This is a genomic window from Cellulophaga baltica, assembly GCF_018861125.1.
GTDB lineage: Bacteria > Bacteroidota > Bacteroidia > Flavobacteriales > Flavobacteriaceae > Cellulophaga > Cellulophaga baltica_A.
This window is the reverse complement of sequence record NZ_JAHKQN010000030.1, coordinates 1-19,282: the sequence shown is the minus strand read 5'-3', so window position 1 is coordinate 19,282 and position 19,282 is coordinate 1. Positions and strand designations below refer to the sequence as shown.

Genomic DNA, 19,282 nt, shown 5'->3' with positions numbered 1-19,282 from the left:
TTATTTAGTTTTTGAAAAAATCCATGGCAAAAGTTCTGGTTCTGAAAAAGCAGCATCCCAACTATTATGTTTTGCAAAGTCATATAAGGTAAATTTTGGAAAACCCTCATTGTTTAGTATCGCCGAGACCATATTGATTGATGATTTTGGATTTACCACATTATCTTTAGCACCATGAAAAACCCATAAGGGTACTGATTTTGCATATTGTGTAACTGAAGTAACATCACCACCGCCACAAATTGGAACGCCTGCTGCAAACATTTTTGGTTTTCGATACAAAATTTCAAAAGTCCCCATACCACCCATTGATAAGCCCATCACATATACTTGATCGGATTTTACATAGGGTTTATATACCATTTCTTCCATCAAATCAATAACCAATGTCATTACATTTGTTGGACCTTCATTATATTTAAAATCAAAAGTGAATGGTTTTTTTGTCCGGTCTACAACTACTTTAGACCAATAGTCACTTTCAGGGCATTGCGGAAAAATCACTATCGCAGGAAATGAATTGCGGAGCTGTTCTTTTAAAAATAAATCACCTCCATGCAATAATTGCTTTTCATTATCATCACCTCGCTCCCCAGAACCATGCAATACCAAAACTAAAGGATAGCTCTTATCTTCTGAAAAGTCTTTAGGTAATAACATTCTATATTTTAGCGTGTTATTACCAACTATATGCGTTTTTGATTGATACAAATTTTGTGGTTTTTCTATTTGTTGTGCGTTGCCAATAAAAAGTGATATTACTAATATATTGAACAACATTATTTTTTGAGTAACTAACATTCTCATTACTTATCAATTAAATTTAGGATACACTAACTAAGTTAGTGTATCCTAAATTTATACTTATTCCCAACCAGGGTTTTGCTCCATTGATGGAGTTTGTACTAATTGATTATAAGGTATAGGAAACAACTCATGCTTGCCCACAATAAATGTTTTACCATCAGCCGCCATTGCTTCTTGTGCTTGTCCAGTTCTAATCAAATCAAACCAACGGTCGTGCTCCATAGCCAACTCTAAATGTCTTTCTTCCCAAATTTGTTCTAAAGTTGGGTTGCTTATCGCATCTAAACCAACTCTAGTTCTTACCAAATTTAAAGGTGTTGCAGCATCTTCACCAAGGTATGAAGCTGCTTCAGCTTTTATCAATAATATTTCGGCATAACGAAGTATTCTAATGTTTTTATCACTTTCATCGGCACCAGCAGAAGCACTAGAATATGCTTTTTCATTATACCTTGGGTTTTCAACTGTAAATACTTCACGGCCATCCCACAAGGTTTCGCCTTCAAAAATAATAGAAGCATTCATTCTAATTTCATCACCTGCTGCTTCATAAGCATTTACAAGTGTTTCAGACGGAATATTGTAACCCCAGCCCCAACCATCAGTACCTCTAGCACCTTGTGTTTGTGAATATTGTTGCACACCGTGTGCTATAGATTCTCCTCTTGCTTGTACCTCAAAAATTGATTCTACACCGTTTTCTGTAGTTGCTCTCCACAATGCTGCATAATCAGAATGTAAACTATACTCTGCAGAAAGTATAACCTCATCGGCCATATCATAAGCATTCTCCCAATCTTCTTGATACAAATACACCTTAGCTAAAAGTGCTTGTGCTGCACCTTTAGTCACACGCCCTAAATCATCAGAATCATATTCACTTTTAAGTGGTAATTTATCGATAGCGTCTAGCAAATCTTCTTCAATAAAATCGTACACATCAGCTACTGGTTGTCTTTCAACCAAATCAATATGTTGTAAGGGTACAGCACCAAAAGAACGTACCAACCAAAAGTAATTTAAGGCTCTTAAAAACTCCGCTTCCCCGACCAATCTATCTTTATAGTCTTCGTCTGTTAAACCATAATCTTCAGCATATTCAATTGCATTGGTCGCTCTGTTTATTGATTTATACCAGTTATCCCACATTTCAATTAAAGAACCGGCGCTACTTGTAAAAGTTAAAGCATCTAATACATCTTTATCAGAACCTGTATCAGTAGACGAACTCCCTTTATCTGCATTATCTGAAATAATTTCGGTTATACCTAAGTACGAAAATGCATAAGCAAATTCCGTAAGCATACCGTAAACACCATTTACCATTTCTTCAGGTGTTACATTCTCTGAATCTTCTTGAGCTATTTCCTCTTTACTATCAACATCTAAATATTCTTCACTACAAGATGCTGTTATTAATAGTATTAGTACGAAATATAGAACTCGCATATTTTTATTATTAATTTTCATAATCGTTTTTTTGAATGTTATAAATCAACGTTTACACCTAGAATAAATGTTTTTGTATTTGGATAAGCAGATAGCTCTATCCCTGATGTTCCACTTGCTCCTGTAGAGTCACTTGAACCAACTATTTCAGGCGTAAAACCAGAATAACCTGTGAACATAAATGGATTTTTAGCCGTTGCATAAATTCTAATTCGAGAAATTTGATTTACTATTTTAGGTAAAGTATACCCTATAGTTATGTTGTTAATTCTTAAATAATCACCGTCTTCTAAATAATAACTAGAAGCGTAAGAATCTCTATCTGCTCCTGGATCTGAATTTGTAGAGCCTTCTCCTGTCCAACGGTTAGTAAATGTAGCGGCTGCAATGTTTTCACCTCCATCTATTCGAGTACCTTTTAATCCGTTGTAAATTTTATTTCCACCGGCACCAAAAGCATCAACAGCTAGGTCAAAGTTTTTATAGTTTACACCAAAATTGAATCCGAAATTATAGGTAGGCATATAAGACCCTAAGAACTTTTTATCGTTATCATCAATAACTCCGTCATCATTTTGATCTTTATAACGTAGGTGACCAGGAGATGGAGAACCGTAATGTGCATTATTATCAATTTCATCTTGGTTCTGCCAAACACCGTCAGCTTCCCACATCCACCATGCATAAATTGGTTGTCCTTCTTCTAGTTTTTTTGTGACTTGTCCGTTAGACAAGCTACCTCCTGTTTGTCCGTCATAGGTATCTTTTACATTCTCTACATTGTTTTTGTTGTTTGAAAATACAAGACCAACGTTATAAGAGAAGTCCTCAGAGATATTGTCTTTCCAATTTAATTCTACTTCAAAACCCTTATTAATAACTTCAGCACCATGATCATAGAAATTAGAGCTTTCACCCGAGGTATATACAGGAGTTACATATAGAATTGCATTCTCAGTATTCCTATTATAATAATTGAAATTACCTGACAGTTTATAATCAAACGCTTGAAAGTCAAGTCCTAAATTTGTTTCTTTAGTAACCTCCCAAGAAATTGGATAAACAGAAGCGCCTAATGCAGCACCATACACTAAATCTTGATTAGCACCAAACACATAGTTTGTGTTAGAACTTGTAGTACTTGTGGTATAAGTTGATACATTAAAAGGTACATCTGAATTTCCTAATTTACCCCAACCTGCTCTTATTTTTAAGAAATCTAAATTTTTAACATCACTTAAAAAATTCTCTTTTGTTAAAACCCAACCTGCACTAAAAGATGGGAAGTTGCCAAAATACTCCGTATCATTATCATTATTAAAAGTACTGATACCATCTCTACGAATATTTGCTTGAAGAAAATATTTTTGATTGTAGTTATACTGCAATCTTGAATAATACGATAATTGATGTATTGGCGTTGAGTAATATTGCTGCGAGACTTGATCATAATCATCAGAAGCAAAATTTATATTCCAATATTGCTCTTTCTCAGGCACATCGTAAGCTTGCTGATACGAATTATAGATGTCATTTTTACTACCTTTTGTAAGACCTGCAACAACATTAATAGAATGATTATTTATTTGCTTGTCAAAAGTTAAATACGTATCCCAGTTAAATCTATAACTTTCTGATGTTGTATAAGATAAACTATTATCTGCATAAGTAGTTACCTCAGGGTTTGCTTCTTTCAAAGCTTCAAAATCTGATTCATCTTGCCCAGTATTCGTAGTTAAGTATTGAGATTTTATATCGCTAAAAACTCTTGATTTATAGTATGTTTTTGTTGCTCCGTAACGTGAGTTTACTTTTAAATCATCAGTTATTTTAACTTCTAAATCAAAAGACCCTTGTAAATCTGTTGTTTCGTCTTTCTCGTTATTATAATACACCGTTGCTAATGGGTTACCAATTGAATTTAAACTGCTACCGCCTTGGTAAGCAACAAGCCCTGTTGTAGTATCCCAATCTGGCTGACCAAAATCTCCATTTTTATAATAAGCAGGTACTATTGGTGCTTGCCTATATGCCTCATTAAAAGAACTGTAAGGCTTAGGAATAGATTTTATAAACGAAGCACTAATATTTTGAGTAAATTTTATTCTATCATCTAAAATATTAAATGTGTTATTTGATCTTATAGTGTTCCTAGCTAAATTCTGACCTTCTAAAATACCATCTTCAGAATAATTATTAAAACTGAAAAAATAATTGATTTTATCATTAGCACCAGAAATAGAAATGTTATTGTTGTTTGAAAAACCAACATTGGTTAATTCGTCAAACCAATCTGTATCATAAAGTTGTTCTGTTGAAAGTAGGTTTGTTCCTCCAATAGAAGTTTGCACTTCGTTGAAATACGTAATATAATCAGAAGCATTAGCCATTTCTACTTGATTAAGCATACTTGTAGCCCCCATATACGAACTTAAAGAAATTTTGGCTTTACCAGATTTACCCTTTTTTGTGGTAATAAACACAACACCGTTGGCAGCATCCATACCATAAATAGCCGCAGAAGCTGCATCTTTCATAACATCCATATTCTCAATATCGGCAGGGTTAATATTACTAATACCACTTACCTGAACACCATCAACAATATACAGTGGCGTAGTACCTGATGCAGCAGTACCTAAACCTCTAATCATAACTACCGGTTCACTACCCGGTGCATTAGTGTTGATGATATTAACACCTGATAATTTACCTTGTATGGACTGCGTGGCATTCAAGGCTGGTTGTTTTAATAGTTCTTCAGATTTTATACTGGAAACTGAACCTGTTAAATCTGATCGTTTTTGAGTACCAAAACCAATAACAACCACCTCATCTAAAGACTCTAAATCGGCTTCTAATTTTACATCAATAACCGATTGTCCGTTTACGGGAATAGCTACTTTTTTGAATCCGATATAAGTGAATTCTAACACATCACCTTCTGTAACACTAATTGTATAATTACCATCAAAATCGGTACTGGTACCTTCAGTGGTTCCTTGAATAACGACATTTACACCGGCTGCCGGCATACCATCATCAGAACCTATTACCACACCAGATACTGTTGATTCTTGTGCAAAACCAAAAACTGAAAATAGTAGGAATAAATTAAATATAAATTTTGTTTTCATATACTTGAATTTTAGAAGTGACAAGTTAGAACCAATTTAATTTTTGAAAAATTTAACACGTACACTTTAAATACGTCACCTTTATTAAAATGTTTAGAAAGCTCTATATAATTGGTGTTAATTGTATAAAAAAAGTGAGTATAAAAACATCAAAATATGTTAAATGAAGTAGTAATGACGTATTTACGAACTATCAAAAAGATAATTTAAAGCTTTTATTTTACATATTTGATAAATAATCAAACACAGAAATATCATTTTCTAAATTTAATTTCTTTTTTAATCTATATCTATGTGTTTCTAAACCTCTTACAGAAACATTCATTAATGGAGCTATTTCTTTATTGGCTAAATTCATTTTGATGTAGGCACATATCTTTAAGTCTTTAGCAGTTAAGTTTGGATGATTACTTTTTAAACTCTTAAAGAAATCCTCATGAACTTGATTAAAATTATGTTCAAAAACTTTCCACTCATCTTTATATTCAATAGAGTTATCTACCTTTTTTAGTATTTTTTTGTAGGTGTATTGGTTGTCAAAATTTTCTTTACTAACGGCTAGTTCTTTTTTAATTTCTTGAAGGGTTTCATTTTTTTTCACCAATGCCATTGCAGTATTTGCTAACTCTTTACTTTTTAATTTAACCTCATTAGTTAATGATTCATTTTTAAGTTGAATAATTCTTTTCTCATTTTCTAATGTTTTCTCTTTTAGTAGCTTTTCTTGCTCTTTCGCATATTTTATTTTCAATTGTTTTTGAACTTGTTCATTCTTCTTTTTATTGAAATAGTAAATTAGCAATACAACTATTATAAATAGGATGGTATAAAGTAAAAAACCTAAAGTACTTTTATACCATGGTGGTAATACTTCTAATTGAATTTTAGTAGCTTCAGAAAATTGCCCTAACGGATTACTTGTTCTAAACAAAATAGTATAACTACCGTCCTTTAAGCTAGATAGCTCCAAAGTATTTTCTTCAAGTTTTTGCCATTTATTAGCCTCTAACTCTAAAATATTATATTCAAAAAAATGATTTGTTGATCTTGGTGATAAAACGCTAATACGAAAGCTACTATTTATTTGTAAATCTATTTTATCAAAATCTGTAGTGTCTTTCAATTTTTCATCAATTACTATTTGATCTATTATAGGTTTGTATAGTACAGCTTTTGAATGAGAATTAGTATTAAACAACATAAAACCGTTATCTAAATTTAGCGCAAGAATAGAATCGTTCATTTTTGAAACATTCTCATAACCTACAATAAGTTTATTTTCTAAAAAAATATTTGATAATGAAGTTTCCTGTTCATCTGTATTTAAAGATTTAAAATTAATAACATCGTTGGCTTTCTTTAATCCTATTTGCTTCGTATTCTCTTCAGAAATAATATAAGCATCACTACCAAAAGTTTTATCTAACAATTGATAAGGAACAATACTATCAAGTATCGGTTGGTATTTTAACCATCCATCATTGGTTTTAAAACATATTTCATTTTTAATTTTATATAGTCTAACATTAAAATCTGAAAAAACACCTTTTCCCTTATAGTTCTCAATGCTTTTAATTGAATCATAGTTTTTATCAAACTTAACCTTATAAAGTCCTTTATATGCATGTGCTACCCATGCAGTTTGCTCATCTTCAAAAGCTAAATATTTACTAGGTATAGTCGTTTTTCCTAAACTGGTAGCTTCCCAATTACCGTTCTTCTTTTTATAAGTAACCAAACCTATATAAGTACCTTGAACATATACATTATTCTTATTCGGTACTTTTTTAATCGCCCAACCACCAACAACATTCGATACTAATTTTAGTTTACGGTTTTCTACCAAAAACGTACCGTCATTATGACCACAGAACAAATCTCCTTCGATTTCTTGTAAGCTCCACACCTGCCCTTGCGAACCTTCTATAAATTGCAACTTTTTTTGCTCATCAATATAAAATAAGCCTGTATTACTACCCATATAGACAGTGCCTTGGTAATTGATAACATCATAAACTGCACCTAACCTACCAGAAACGTCATTAAAAAAATAGTTATCATTATTTAAATATACTTTAGCTATACCATTATCTAAGCCTAGCCATAAGTTATTTTCATTATCTAAAAACTGACTTAATACGGTATTATTTATTAAACCATTTTCTTTATTAATATGATATGTAATCTCCCCTTTAGAACCGGTTATATACACTCCATCTTTGATTGTACCGAAAGCCATTTCTCCACTTTTTAAAATAGAAAAACCATTAAGTAAATGTTGTTTAATTTTAGCATTAACTTCAAAATCATTCGGTTTAAAAGTATCTCCATCATAAACAAAACAACCTTTTAGCGAGGTAACTATCAACAATTTACCATCAAATTCTTTAATAGCTAAAACTTTAGTATTAGCAAGAGCTCTATTATTAATTATCTGTACTAAACGATTGTTTTTTAATTCATAAATACCATTATTTAATGTAGCAACGTATAATTTGTCACCTACTATATTACAAGAGATAATTACCAAATTGGTTGGTATTTTTTCTATTTCTCCATTAAAATTATAGACGTATATATTTGAAAAAGAACGAAAAATTATTCCGTTTTCAAAAGGTACTATTTGCCATATTTCTTCATTAGATGAAATTTGCTCCTTAATTAAATCGCTTAATGAGTTATAAATTAAAAAACCTTTACTATCTTTTTCCCAATAGCCAAACTCCTCATAAGAACCTGTATACACCAATCCATTATGTGCTAATACCGATCTAACAATAGTTTTATTGGGTAGTGCATTAAAAGCCCATTTTACACCGTCATATGTTAATAAGCCATTATTATTGGCTACGTATAACATACCATCTTCTGATCTTGAAAGCGACCAATTTTGATTTCCTGCTTTGTATTCTGATAATGAGAAGTTTTGAAAATAAGGTATATACTGTGCAGGTAATTTACAGTAAAAAAAGAATGTCAAAATTATAAATACAATAAACCTAAATCTCATTATAAAACTAAAATTAATTACTGCTAAACTTAGCTATTTAATTTATAAAACAAATTAGAAACAAGAAAGCTTATTAATTAAATTTTATGAATTGAAAAATAACTACACACTTAAACTTCGCTACTAAACACCAACTTATTAAATATCATGTAATTAATAATTGTGATTTTATTTAATACGAAGTAAATAAAACCATGGAGCAACATAAATCATTAAGCTAAAATCAGTCAAAAGAAACATAAAAAAATATAAAGTATTATCTTGGATGCTAATAGTACTAACTTGTTTGTTTTTTTAATTTTAAAGAGTATTAAAATGTTTTTAAATCGAAGAAAACGCGTAATAATTGTTGCTTTATTTGCACTATTTTTCATTAGTTCAAATACTCTTCTCTTAGCTCAAAAAAAGGCTAAAAAACAGAAACCGAACATCATAATGGTCATTACTGACGACCAAGGAAAAGGCGATTTATCGAGTAGCGGTAATCCTTACCTCAAAACGCCTAATATTGATGATTTTTATAACGAGTCTGTTCGGTTTACAAACTATCATGTATCAACTACCTGCGCACCTAGTCGTGGCTCAATTATGACGGGTAGGCATACAAACCGTTTAAATGTTTACCATACCATATCTGGCCGTTCTATTCTTTTTGAAGATGAAGTTATTCTGCCACAAGTACTTTCTGAGAATGGTTATACCAATGGCATGTTTGGCAAATGGCATTTAGGAGATAATTACCCATACAGACCAGAAGATAGAGGTTTTGACGAAGTTGTAAGGCTTGGTGGTGGTGGCATTACCCAAGGTCCGGATTATTGGGGAAATGATTATTTTGATGATACTTATTGGCATAACGGGGAAACCCAAAAATATAATGGCTATTGTACAGATGTATTTTTTAATGAGGCAATAGACTTCATTGAAGAGAATAAAGACAAACCTTTTTTCTGTTACCTATCTACCAACGCACCACACGGACCAAGAAATTTGCCTAAAGAGTATTTAGAACTTTATAAAGATATTGATGAAATTCCTGAAAAAACAAAACGCTTTTATGGAATGATTAGTAATATAGACGATAATTTCAAAGTTTTGGTTGACAAACTAAAAGAATTAAAAATTAGTGACAACACCATACTTATCTTCACCACTGATAATGGTACGGCAGTTGGTCGTAGTGCTTACAATGCTGGTTTAAAAGGCGCTAAAGGTAGTGTTTATGAAGGCGGACACCGTGTACCGTTATTTATTCGTTGGCCAGATGGAAAACTAACTGGAGGTAAAGATATTGATGAATTAGTAGCGCATTATGATTTGCTACCCACTTTTGTTGATTTACTAGGTCTTGATTTTGAACCCAAAAAACCCCTTGACGGAACTAGTTTGAAACCATTGCTAGAGAAAAAAAATACAGATTGGAAGAACCGAATTTTATACATGGACACGCAACGAAAGCAAAACCTTATAAAGTATAAAAGCAACGTTGTTATGGATGACCAATGGCGTTTAGTCAACGGCGATGAATTGTACCAAATAAATGAAGATTTAGGTCAAAAAAATAATGTAATAGCAAATTATCCTGAGATTGTTACTCGATTAAAAGAAGGCTATGAAAATTGGTGGAAATCAATAATGTCTGAAGGACCAGATGAACGATATGCCTATATTAAAGTGGGGTCACCTGAAGAAAACCCAAGTCGTATTTCTACGCATGATTTATTAACTGGAAAGTACAATAACATTTGGCACCAATACGGTGCAGCAACCGCATCACAAGGTACAGGGCGATGGAAAATTGAATTTGTAGAAGATGGCGAATACACTATTAGTTTACGACGTTTTCCTCGTGAAAGTAACTTAGCAATTAATGCAACTTTCCCAGAAGTAAAGAAAACTGAGGAATTGGAACAAATTATGCCAGCCAGTGTAAAGTCTGACTTTACTGAGGCTTACCTATATGTGGCTAATATTTCAAAAACCATAAAAATTGAAGGTAACCCCGGCGAAATTACATTTACCGGAAACATCCCTGCAGGGAAATATGATATGGAAGCTCAGTTAATTGATAAATACAACAGAGTTTACCCTGCATATTATGTTTATATAGAAAAGTTAAAAGCTAAATAGTATTATTAATTTTCGCAATTTACTTCAATCCAATATCCATCAGGATCTTGAAAATAAACTTGTCTAATTCCGTCATTACGTATATAATCTTTATTAGGTGTATCTCTCCAGTCAGAATAATCGATTTCCAACTCATTCAATTTAGTTATAAATAAATCTATATCTGAAGTTGTAAGTGCAAAATGCACAGCTTTATTAATCTTTATTTCTGCATCTGGGCGCGGAATAAGATGAAGTTGTTTATTCTCATTAAACAAAAGCCATCTTGTTTTTGATGCTGAAGCAGTATTCTGAATTTCTTTAAGTTGAAGCACTTTTTGATAAAAATCAACAGATTCATTCACATCTTTTACTGAAAGTGCAATATGGTTAAAGGTAAAATCGAGCATTATTTTGGTGGTTAAATATTTTTAAAATTAAGAAATTTAAAAAACTCAAGGTACTTGAATAAAATATTTTTCGGTCAATGGCACATCTTACCAAAAAGCAAGATCGAAAGTCCAATACGGCTCATCTTCGTATAAAGAATGATAATACCTCTATGTATATTAAAACAAGTATTCCTCTTGAGCTTTTTACTATATATCTTCCCAAAAGATATATGTTGTTGTTCCGCTTACGCTACCTATATTTATTTCAACTTTATCTATAATTACTTCAATCCTACCGGTATTTTGACACCTGATTTTAAATCTGAATCCGTGCCATAAGCTAGTACCATCTTCTAAATAATATATATAATCTTCATTCTCAGCTTCATTTTTATTTAGAATTAAAGTTGCTTTTTAGTTATATTTTTTTCTACTATTTCAAAAAATGGTTTTTGGTCGAAAACATTTTTGTACTTGGTAAATTAAAGCACTTAATACATAAAAGCTATTAAACAAAAAAAATGAGTGTTTTTATCTTAATTATTTGTTGTGGTTAGTTATTTCATTTTTAGCTAAAAATTCTAAAATGAGTTTTGCTATTTTTCTTGTTTTTTCTTCAGCTGCAAAATGACCAGCATCCAATAAGTGTAACTCAGCATTTGGTATATCTTTTAAATATGCCTTTGCGCCATTGGCATTAAATTTCAAATCCTTTTTGCCCCAAGCAATCAATGTTTTTGGTTGATTTTCTTTCAACATCTTTTGCCATTCAGGGTATCGAATTAAATTGGTGTTATAATCTTGAAATAACTGTACCTGAATTTCTCTGTCTTTTTTAGATCTTAAAAATCCCAAATCATGTGTCCAAGCATCCGGACTTTGAATGTTGATATTTGTGCTATCCAAATCAAATAAATATTGCTTATTTATTATAGCATCTTTACTTGTTAAACTATATAAAAAATCATGTTTTGTTTCAGATGTATCGGTCTGTGCCGTTCTAAAAAAATCTTGTCGTTTAGGCGTTAAACCCTCTAAATAGGCATTTGCATTTTGAACAATTAGAGCTTCTATTCGTTTTGGGTTTTTTATCATCATTCGGTAACCTACAGGTGCCCCAAAATCTTGCATATACATCACGTAATTTTCAATTTGAAGCGCATTAATTAACTTCTCCGTGTAAGCTGCCAATAAATCAAACGTATAGGTTGTAGTTTCAGGATCTAAATGTGTGCTGTAACCCGATCCTAAATTATCTGGAGCAATAACATGATAATCCGTTGCCAACATCGGAATCAAGTTTCTATACGAATGTGAAGATGATGGATAGCCATGAAGTAAAACTATCGTCGGCTTGCTTTTATCTCCTGCTTCTCTATAAAACAGTTTTACACTATCAATTGCTACATAATTATACGTTGTAGCTGGCGGTAAAAAAAACTGTTTTTCATTCTTCTCAATTGCATTCTGACAACCAAAAAAAGAGGCTATAATAACTAATGTTAGTGCAAATTGTCTCATACTGTTAATCTATTTATTCAGGTTTCTCATAAAACCTCTCATGTTTTTAATAATAGCATCTCCATCTTCTTCTAAAGCAAAATGACCGGTATCATAAATGTTGTAATCTATGTTTTTTACGTCTTTTTTAAACGCTTCGGCACCACTTTCAGGAAAAAAAGCATCATTTTTACCCCAAACTATTAATAATGGTGGTTGATTATCTCTTAAATACTGTTGCCATTTTGGATATAGTTTTACATTATTCTGATAATCATAAAACAAATCTAAATTTACAGCATGTGCATTTGGTCTAGACAATCTTAAAAAATCTAAATTATAAGTATCCGGATCTACAGTTTCTATATCTCTAACACCATGTGTGTATTGCCATTTTAAACCTTCTAACGAAAAAGCAGGTAATAGCGCCTCTTCGGTTTCTTTTGTTCTATGTTTCCAAAGTGCTCTTATGCCAGCCCAAGCATCACCTAAACCTGCTTCGTAAGCATTTCCGTTTTGATTTATTATTGCTGTAATTCTTTCAGGATGTTCTGTAGCTAATCTAAAACCAATAGGAGCTCCATAATCTTGAATCATAATGGCATAAGAGTTAATCTCTTTTTGTTCTAAAAATGAATCTACAACCGTTGCTATATTATCAAACGTATAGGCAAACGTTTCAGCATCTGGAAAATCGCTGTTTCCAAAACCAGGATAATCAGGAGCAATTAAATGAAACTCGTTAGATAATTGCGCCAATACTTTCCTGTATTGATATGAAGATGCTGGAAAACCATGTAGTAAAACTATGGTTGGATCATTTACATCACCTGCTTCTCTATAAGCAATATTAATACCATTGACTTCTAAGTTTTTATATTTTAGTGTTGTTGTTTTAGAAAGATGATCTGTTTCTAATGCTACTTCCTCCTTACAAGATATAAACAATAAAACTGTACTTAAAATTAAGACTAAATTTTTCATAGTTTGAATTCAAATTTAAATCTCAAAATAATTTTGAGATTTATTAAAAAGAAAAGCCATAACCTAAATTAGTTACGATTATGGCTTCATAATTATTTTTATTTTTTTAATTTCTACCAGCCATAACACCACCATCAGTATCCCAAATAGCACCTGTTACCCAAGCCGCTTTGTCTGATAATAAGAAGACGATACTATTAGCTATATCATCCGATTCACCAAAACGACCTATTGGATGAAAACCGTTAAAGCCAACTAACGCTTCTTTAGCTTCTGCTTCTCCACCAAAAACACCATGATAAACAGGTGTGTTTACTAGTGCTGGAGATACCGCATTTACACGAATGTTATCGTCTGCTAATTCCATAGCTAAATGTTGAGTTAATGAATGTAAACCTGCTTTTTGCATAGAATATGCAGAAGACGGTGTTGCTTTTACAGCTTGTTTTGCCCACATAGAACCTACGTTTACAATCGACCCACCTTGTGTAGCTTTCATTTTTTTAGCAGCACTTTGAGTGATAAAAAAGAACCCTCTATTTAAATCTTGGTATGAATTATAATCTTCCATGGTATGATCTAAAAAAGGTTTAGGTCCAAAAATCCCTGAGGCATTTATCAAATAATCTAAGTTATCTAAAACATCTATTTTAGCTATTAAAGCATCCACTTCTGTGGTATTAGAGATATTTGCTGTGTGTTTCACCAAGTTTGGTACATCGGCAATTTTATCCGTATTTCTTCCTACAACATGTACTGTTGCACCACCTTCCAATAACGCATTTGTTGTTGCGTTGCCAATTCCACTTGTTCCACCAATTACTAAGGCTACTTTGTTTTCAAATTCTTTCATTTTATTTCTATTTAATTATTATTTAATTCCAATTTGGTTTTTTCTCAATTAAGTATCCGTCAGAAACAGTGCTTCCTTCGAATGAATTTTCTTTGGCTTGTATCACTATATAAGAGAAAGGTGCATCCGAATTACTTCTAATAGCTCTTTCTGTATCTGTGGCAACTCTTACAATTGTTCCCTCTTTCATATCTACGTAATTATCATTGAGAAGTAATTGCCCTTTGCCCTTAACAGCAATATATATTTCTTCGTTCTCTTTGTGTTTATGAAGTAGCGGAATGGCCGTGTTCGGCACCATAGTATTAAACGATATTTCGGAGCTCGTTAATCCGAGTTCATCTTTTACAAACTTTTTACCTTCTAATTTAAAATCAGGACTTGGCTGAAATACATTTTCAGTCAAATTTGAGAATTCACCTAATTCTAGTTTTGAGTAATCGCTTGAAGTGTTGTTTTTTTTCATAGGAAAATATTATTTAAAGACAGACAAGTCTGTCTTTGTTTGTTTAAATTTTTTTAGTTTATTATTTTTTCACATAAATTTTTAGACTCTATAATAGGCCAATCTTCTTGATGCAAGTGACTTTCGCCCACCGCACTCTCGTATAGTAAATAGATTTGTCTAGCAAGTGAACTTATTTGCTCATGTTTTACGTCTTCAAGATTATTAGTAATAAGCTTAGTTATGAGTGCTATGAAGTTGTTTTTTTGAGACTGAATTTCATTTCTAATAATCTCATTATCTTTTGGTATTTCTGAAACCGTTTTAATGCACCAACACCCATTAAAATCTTTGTCTTGATAAAAAAGGTGAAGGAAATCAAATATGGCTAATATCTGCTGTTTTCCTTTTGGTTTTGATGTGGTAAATTTTTCAAAATCTTCAAGAAAATTGATATTCTTAAATTGAAGATAGGCTAAACAAATCTCTTCTTTAGATTTGAAATGACTATAAAGCGTAGCCTTAGCAATGCCAGCTTCAGCAATAATTTGGTTTATACCCGTAGAATTGTACCCATTCTTATAAAATAAAAATGAAGCTGTTTCAGTGATTTTATTTTTTACTTCACTATGTTTCATACTGCAAATATATAAAATATTTTTAAAAACAGACAGGTCTGTCTTTTTTTCATAAAAAGCTCACAACTTATTTGAGTAATTTAATCAACTGTATTAGTAGTTATTTTAATAAAAAATATTAGTTATCGTTATTTTTTCGCAAAGCAATTAGTTTTAAACTACAAGTTAGAAAGGCGGTTTCCATATTTTAAAACAAAATTTTTTTATTTATCGTTATACGTTCTTTTGGTTGTATTCTCTTCACATACTTTAGGTGAAAGAGCAGAAAGGTTTACAATTGAATAATTAAAAACTCTATTTATTCCACAATTATTTAGTTGTAAAAACTCAAGTGAACTTTACTAAAAAATATAAACCCAATTAATTTCTTTCGATTTCAATTTTATTCGTATTAATTATAGCTATAACTGAATGAAGAAAAAAGTTCTTATTCGCACAACTTCTTAAAAAAACAAACAACTGCCTTAAATACCAGTTGTTTGTTTTTTATAATTTTATGAATTTATAAATTTTTAAATCGCAAATTCATCACGTATAATTTTTGTACCAGCGCTTAAAGCATTCAATTTGGCTTTTGCAATATTTCGCGATAACGGAGCCATACCACAATTCGTAGAAGGGTATAGATTTTCAATAGCTACAAACTCTAAAGCTTTGCGTAAAGTAGCCGCTACTTCTTCAGGTGTTTCAATGGTGTTAGTTGACACATCAATTGCACCGACCATTACTTTTTTACCACGAACAAGTTCAATTAAATCATAAGGTACATGTGAATTATGACATTCTAAGGACACCACATCAATATTTGATTTCTGAATTTTTGGAAAAATTTCTTCGTATTGACGCCATTCTGAACCTAATGTTTTTTTCCAATCATTATTGGCTTTTATTCCATAACCATAACAAATATGTATTGCAGTTTCGCAATTTAAACCTTCAACAGCTCTTTCCATAGCAACCATACCCCAATCGTTCACCTCGTTAAAAAACACATTAAATGCCGGCTCATCAAACTGGATTATATCTATACCTGCATCATGGAGTTCTCTTGCTTCTTCGTTGAGTACTTTCGCAAATTCCCAAGCCAATTTCTCTCGGCTTTTATAGTGATTATCATATAAAGTATCTACCATGGTCATTGGTCCTGGCAATGCCCATTTAATGGGTTTATTAGTCTGCTTGCGTAAAAATTTAGCATCATCAACAAAAACTGATTTTTGACGTGCAATTTCATCAACAACAACTGGAACACTTGCTTCATAACGGTCACGAATTTTTACCGTTTTACGATTTTTAAAATCTACACCATTTAAATGCTCGATAAAAGTCGTTACAAAATGTTGACGTGTTTGCTCACCATCACTAATAATATCAATTCCTGCTAATTGTTGTTCTTGTAATGAAACAAGCAAAGCATCTTGTTTTCCTTCCTTTAGGTGATTCCCTTCTAATTTCCATGGTGACCATAATTTTTCGGGTGGCGCAAGCCAAGCAGGTTTCGGTAAACTTCCAACAGTTGAAGTTGGTAATAATTTTTTCATAACAATATAATAAAAAAGTGATGTATTAATTAAAGGCTGAAGTTATTAGACCATTGTTCTAACAAACTTTTGTTTGGCTTTATAAAATGCTCTTCCGTAAATTTACCTTGCTCAATACCTAAACTAGTTCGCTCTTCACGGTCGTATATAATTTTTGTTAAAGAATAGTCTTGGTTATTTAAACTAGCATTATAGCACTCTCCTGCCGTAGCATTAGCATTGTAAATTTCAGGTCTATAAATCTTTTGAAACGTTTCCATAGTACTAATTGTACTTATTAGTTCAAGGTTTGTATAATCAGCCAATAGGTCTCCAAAAAAATAAAAAGCCAAAGGTGCAACGCTATTTGGCGGTATAAAATAACGAACCTTCAATCCCATTTTTTTAAAGTATTCTTCCGTTAAAGAAGAGGTATCGGTTTGGTATTCAAAACCTAATATTGGATGATGGTTTGTTGTACGATGATATGTTTTATTGCTTGATACGCTCAGGCATATAACAGGTGACTTACTAAAGTTATTTTTATAAGTATCAGAATTGACAAAAGACTTAAATATATTTCCGTGTAACTCACCAAAATTATCAGGAAGCTCAAAGTTTTTATCTCCTTTATTATGTTCTGAAAGCAATATGCTAAAATCATAATCACGGATATACGACGATAAATTATTACCGACTATACCTTCAATACGTTTACTTGTTTTATGATCAACAACATATGTTTTTAGAACCTCAATAGATGGAAATGTTTTACCACTACCATCAATATCTACAGCAACAGAAACTATTTCTAATTCAACTGAATACCTATCGTTATTAGCGTTATCCCATTTCGCCATACTATTGAAACGATTGTTAATCATATTAATAGTATTGCGTAAGTTTTCTTGACGATTTTCTCCTCTTGCTAAGTTAGCAAAGTTGGTTGTTGCTCGTGTACTACTAGACGGAACATAGTTTTCATTGAAAAAATTTCTATCTAATATGAATGAAAAATCGTTCTTAATTTTACTAGTAGTGTTTTCAACCTTACCTTTTTTAGAACTTTCTAATACAATCGATTTCATTTGATGATATTTAGTTTTTTTACCTTACAAATATCAAAATAAAAGATTAATAATTTTTAAATAGATATAAAATCAGAATATATTACTTTATTTTAAATATTTTAAAGATAATTACACTTTACAAAGATCTAAAATTAAAAAAAACAGATAATTTATCTACAGAAAACTCAGAATTGATTGTCGTATAGTTGCTTAAAATACTTTCAAAAAGAAGGATAATTAATGATTAAACAAGTAACTCCTCAATTAAATCTATCTAGCACGCTAGTTTATTTAAGAATATACCGCTATTGTAAATATTGATGAAAATTTTAAATATGAGAATAAACTTTTAAAACAATGCTTTGCTATTGCAAAATCTAAAAGGCCGTATGATGAAACTTACGTTTCTATATTGCCTAGATAAATAGAAATTTAATACAATAAAAAAGCTCAAAGAATCTGTTTTTGAATCTATGAGCCTAGAATAATAGTATCTAAATTTAATGAAGATTTTGTTTGTTTTTTACCTCAGTTCTTTGTTACCTGCAGGCTTTTATTCATCATCTCTTTTTTTTCTCAAAGCTATTATTTCTAATTCCAAGTCAGACAAAGCGATTTTCATATTTTCAGCACGTAATTTTTCAATCAGTTTCTTTTTTTCTTTTTCAGTTATTTTCTTTTCGTACAGTTCAGGTGAAGGCGGAAGAGGATTAACTATTGGATAGTCAAAACTCCTACTTATTCCACACATATTCAGCCGTAAAAATCCGTCTTCCATATTTCCATATACAATCCACTTTCCATTTTTCTCAACATATGGACTGCAATATTTCCAATTTTTTCCAACATAAACATTTCCGATTGAGTCTCCACCATCTAATGATTCCGTTACTTTTATTTTAAATGTCAAGTCGGCTTCGTTCACTTCAATTACTTCTCCAATAAAAATACATTCAGAATTTTCCAATTCAGATTTCTGCCAATCGGAAAGTCTTTTTATCACACAGTCACAAGCAAAACTTTTGAATGAAATCAAAATAATAATTATAACTAAATGTTTTTTCATAGTTTCGATTTTCAGCTTGCAGGTAACCTGTTTGTATAAGATTAGTTGCGTGGTTTAAGCACCTAATTTAGCAAATACAAACCGAATAGAAAATTCGCGAGGATTTTCGTAAGTAGGCTTGCACTAGCAATTATTTTTACACCGCTTAAGTTTGATTTCTATTAAATTTAGTTATAAATCAGAAAGAACAAAAGAGAGAATTAAGGTTACTTTATACGGTGAAGCTTTAGACTTCGACAACGCCCGTAATCCTCTTTCTTTTACTACTTACATCACGTTCAGATCCTTTAGATTTGAACTTA

At 31.5% G+C, this 19,282-nt stretch carries 14 protein-coding genes; 1 reads left to right on the top strand and 13 read right to left on the bottom strand.

Annotated elements, in window-relative coordinates; genetic code table 11:
• The 4 genes from KO500_RS15435 to KO500_RS15420 all read right to left on the bottom strand — a co-directional run bounded on the left by KO500_RS15435 (position 1) and on the right by KO500_RS15420 (position 8,373).
• A complete protein-coding gene (locus KO500_RS15435; protein ID WP_252732563.1) occupies positions 1-807 on the bottom strand; it encodes a prolyl oligopeptidase family serine peptidase in 807 nt (268 codons plus the stop codon).
• 57 nt (positions 808-864) lie between these two features.
• The gene (locus tag KO500_RS15430; protein ID WP_252732561.1) at positions 865-2,277 is read right to left on the bottom strand and encodes a RagB/SusD family nutrient uptake outer membrane protein; all 1,413 of its coding nucleotides are present in this window, start codon (positions 2,275-2,277) and stop codon (positions 865-867) included.
• A 17-nt stretch (positions 2,278-2,294) separates the two neighbouring features.
• Positions 2,295-5,393 carry a SusC/RagA family TonB-linked outer membrane protein gene (locus tag KO500_RS15425; protein ID WP_215957465.1) on the bottom strand — a complete coding sequence of 1,033 codons (3,099 nt, stop codon included), beginning with the start codon at positions 5,391-5,393 and terminating at the stop codon, positions 2,295-2,297.
• A 220-nt stretch (positions 5,394-5,613) separates the two neighbouring features.
• Complete coding sequence (locus KO500_RS15420; protein ID WP_252732559.1) at positions 5,614-8,373, bottom strand: LuxR C-terminal-related transcriptional regulator; 2,760 nt, start codon at positions 8,371-8,373, stop codon at positions 5,614-5,616.
• 465 nt (positions 8,374-8,838) lie between these two features.
• Between KO500_RS15420 and KO500_RS15415 the strand changes: the two genes are divergently transcribed.
• Positions 8,839-10,533 (top strand): arylsulfatase, encoded by a 1,695-nt coding sequence (locus KO500_RS15415; RefSeq protein ID WP_215957463.1) that lies wholly within the window; start codon positions 8,839-8,841, stop codon positions 10,531-10,533.
• A gap of 5 nt (positions 10,534-10,538) precedes the next feature.
• On the opposite strand, the gene KO500_RS15410 is transcribed toward KO500_RS15415, so the two are convergent.
• The 9 genes from KO500_RS15410 to KO500_RS15370 form a co-directional block, all read right to left on the bottom strand.
• A complete protein-coding gene (locus tag KO500_RS15410) occupies positions 10,539-10,922 on the bottom strand; it encodes a VOC family protein (protein ID WP_215957462.1) in 384 nt (127 codons plus the stop codon).
• 522 nt (positions 10,923-11,444) lie between these two features.
• Positions 11,445-12,425, bottom strand: coding sequence for an alpha/beta fold hydrolase (locus KO500_RS15405; protein ID WP_215957461.1), 981 nt, complete (start codon positions 12,423-12,425; stop codon positions 11,445-11,447).
• 9 nt (positions 12,426-12,434) lie between these two features.
• On the bottom strand, positions 12,435-13,388 hold the full coding sequence (locus tag KO500_RS15400; protein ID WP_215957460.1) for an alpha/beta fold hydrolase: 954 nt from the start codon (positions 13,386-13,388) through the stop codon (positions 12,435-12,437).
• Positions 13,389-13,494: 106 nt separating this feature from the next.
• Positions 13,495-14,241, bottom strand: a complete 747-nt coding sequence (locus KO500_RS15395) for an SDR family NAD(P)-dependent oxidoreductase (protein WP_215957459.1) — start codon at positions 14,239-14,241, stop codon at positions 13,495-13,497.
• Positions 14,242-14,263: 22 nt separating this feature from the next.
• On the bottom strand, positions 14,264-14,707 hold the full coding sequence (locus tag KO500_RS15390; protein WP_215957458.1) for a cupin domain-containing protein: 444 nt from the start codon (positions 14,705-14,707) through the stop codon (positions 14,264-14,266).
• A 53-nt stretch (positions 14,708-14,760) separates the two neighbouring features.
• The gene (locus tag KO500_RS15385) at positions 14,761-15,324 is read right to left on the bottom strand and encodes a TetR/AcrR family transcriptional regulator (protein WP_215957457.1); all 564 of its coding nucleotides are present in this window, start codon (positions 15,322-15,324) and stop codon (positions 14,761-14,763) included.
• A gap of 512 nt (positions 15,325-15,836) precedes the next feature.
• A complete protein-coding gene (locus KO500_RS15380; protein WP_215957456.1) occupies positions 15,837-16,865 on the bottom strand; it encodes a methionine synthase in 1,029 nt (342 codons plus the stop codon).
• Between the two features lie 29 nt (positions 16,866-16,894).
• On the bottom strand, positions 16,895-17,932 hold the full coding sequence (locus KO500_RS15375) for a DUF1852 domain-containing protein (RefSeq protein WP_215957455.1): 1,038 nt from the start codon (positions 17,930-17,932) through the stop codon (positions 16,895-16,897).
• A gap of 535 nt (positions 17,933-18,467) precedes the next feature.
• Positions 18,468-18,980, bottom strand: a complete 513-nt coding sequence (locus KO500_RS15370; RefSeq protein ID WP_215957454.1) for a hypothetical protein — start codon at positions 18,978-18,980, stop codon at positions 18,468-18,470.
• Positions 18,981-19,282 lie beyond the last annotated feature (302 nt).

Excerpts from the sequence above, each read along its gene's own strand:
- KO500_RS15395 (WP_215957459.1), bottom strand. The coding sequence starts at position 14,241 with ATGAAAGAATTTGAAAACAAAGTAGCCTTAGTAATTGGTGGAACAAGT.
- KO500_RS15415 (WP_215957463.1), top strand. The coding sequence starts at position 8,839 with ATGGTCATTACTGACGACCAAGGAAAAGGCGATTTATCGAGTAGCGGT.
- KO500_RS15400 (WP_215957460.1), bottom strand. The coding sequence starts at position 13,388 with ATGAAAAATTTAGTCTTAATTTTAAGTACAGTTTTATTGTTTATATCT.
- KO500_RS15375 (WP_215957455.1), bottom strand. The coding sequence starts at position 17,932 with ATGAAATCGATTGTATTAGAAAGTTCTAAAAAAGGTAAGGTTGAAAAC.
- KO500_RS15390 (WP_215957458.1), bottom strand. The coding sequence starts at position 14,707 with ATGAAAAAAAACAACACTTCAAGCGATTACTCAAAACTAGAATTAGGT.
- KO500_RS15405 (WP_215957461.1), bottom strand. The coding sequence starts at position 12,425 with ATGAGACAATTTGCACTAACATTAGTTATTATAGCCTCTTTTTTTGGT.
- KO500_RS15435 (WP_252732563.1), bottom strand. The coding sequence starts at position 807 with ATGAGAATGTTAGTTACTCAAAAAATAATGTTGTTCAATATATTAGTA.
- KO500_RS15385 (WP_215957457.1), bottom strand. The coding sequence starts at position 15,324 with ATGAAACATAGTGAAGTAAAAAATAAAATCACTGAAACAGCTTCATTT.
- KO500_RS15370 (WP_215957454.1), bottom strand. The coding sequence starts at position 18,980 with ATGAAAAAACATTTAGTTATAATTATTATTTTGATTTCATTCAAAAGT.
- KO500_RS15425 (WP_215957465.1), bottom strand. The coding sequence starts at position 5,393 with ATGAAAACAAAATTTATATTTAATTTATTCCTACTATTTTCAGTTTTT.
- KO500_RS15430 (WP_252732561.1), bottom strand. The coding sequence starts at position 2,277 with ATGAAAATTAATAATAAAAATATGCGAGTTCTATATTTCGTACTAATA.
- KO500_RS15380 (WP_215957456.1), bottom strand. The coding sequence starts at position 16,865 with ATGAAAAAATTATTACCAACTTCAACTGTTGGAAGTTTACCGAAACCT.
- KO500_RS15410 (WP_215957462.1), bottom strand. The coding sequence starts at position 10,922 with ATGCTCGATTTTACCTTTAACCATATTGCACTTTCAGTAAAAGATGTG.